At 31.6% G+C, this 1,277-nt stretch carries 1 protein-coding gene; it reads right to left on the reverse strand.

What is annotated here, in order from left to right; genetic code table 11:
- Positions 1–32: 32 nt before the first annotated feature.
- Positions 33–1,226, reverse strand: coding sequence for an ISL3 family transposase (locus tag M2326_RS17480; RefSeq protein WP_264620824.1), 1,194 nt, complete (start codon positions 1,224–1,226; stop codon positions 33–35).
- Positions 1,227–1,277 lie beyond the last annotated feature (51 nt).

Below are 1,277 nucleotides of genomic sequence, written 5' to 3' on the forward strand. Positions count from 1 at the left end.
GGCTCTTCGCTTAAAATAGTGGAATTGCATTTTTAGGCATTTCCTAAATAATACACCATTTTTATGAAATTTCCTGAATTTCTATAACCTCTTGCTCTAGACCTTGCTAACTGCATTACGCTATTTAATCCTTCTGAAATTGCATTTGTTATTCCTGTTTTAATTGAGTTTATAATTCCGTTATAGTGATTTCTTATGGTTTTAATGAATGAATTTATTGGTCTAAGTCCTGCAGAAATTGCTTCTTCAATCCATTTTTCTATCATTGGTATAATTGCATGTGACTGTACATTCCATAATTGATCAAATTTATTTTTAATTTGGTAAGCTATTGTTGTATTTAAAGTGCTATCACTTAAATATTCATCTAGTCTACTAGCTTGATTTTCTGATAATTTAGCTTCGTTTTTTAACCAAATGTATTTTGATTTCTTGAGGGATTCCACTCTTTTAACCTCCTCTATTCGAACAAGATTTAGAGCTTTATTCATTCCTTTTTTAATGTGAAACCTATCGAAAACCACTTCTGTTCCTGCAAAATATTCTTTTTGACCAGCTTGATACGACACTGACATATCCATACTAAATAACTCTATATTCCCAGGATACCCACCATTATCCCAAAGCCAACCATAGAATAATTCAAAAACCTCTTTTTTTCTTCCCTCTGTAACAAATATAACTTTACCAGTGTCTAAGTCTGTGAAAATACTTATGTAATTATGGCCTCTTTTTATAGCTGTTTCATCTACGCAAACACGTTTGATATCTTTAAAATCAAACTTCTGAATTATAGTTTTATCCACCCAATAATTAAAAACACGCCATAAATTATTATCAGGTTCGCCTAATTCTCTGCTGATAGCAGATGCAGACATCTCCTTGAATAAGCGAATAATTAAAGACTCAAACTTAATACTGTAATGATTACCTCCGCGGTCCCAAGGGTTAGAATGAACAACTTTTACTCCATCCTTATTACAACTTATTCTTGGAACTTTTATGTTTAAATAACAACGATAATCAAATAAATCCAAATGCCTAATACGTTTTACATTTCCGTCATGAACCTTAGTTAACTTACCACAAATCGGGCATTCAAATTTTGAACCTCTTTCATATTCGATATAAACATCTATTACTTGGGTATGATGTTGAACATCTATCTTTGTTAAAACCCACGGAGATTTAACTCCTAACAAAATTCCTAATCCATCTAATTCCATCCCCCAAAATTACATGGTTTTTTTAATTTCCACTAATTTAGGCGAAGAACC

This window comes from Flavobacterium psychraerolatum (assembly GCF_025960985.1).
GTDB lineage: Bacteria > Bacteroidota > Bacteroidia > Flavobacteriales > Flavobacteriaceae > Flavobacterium.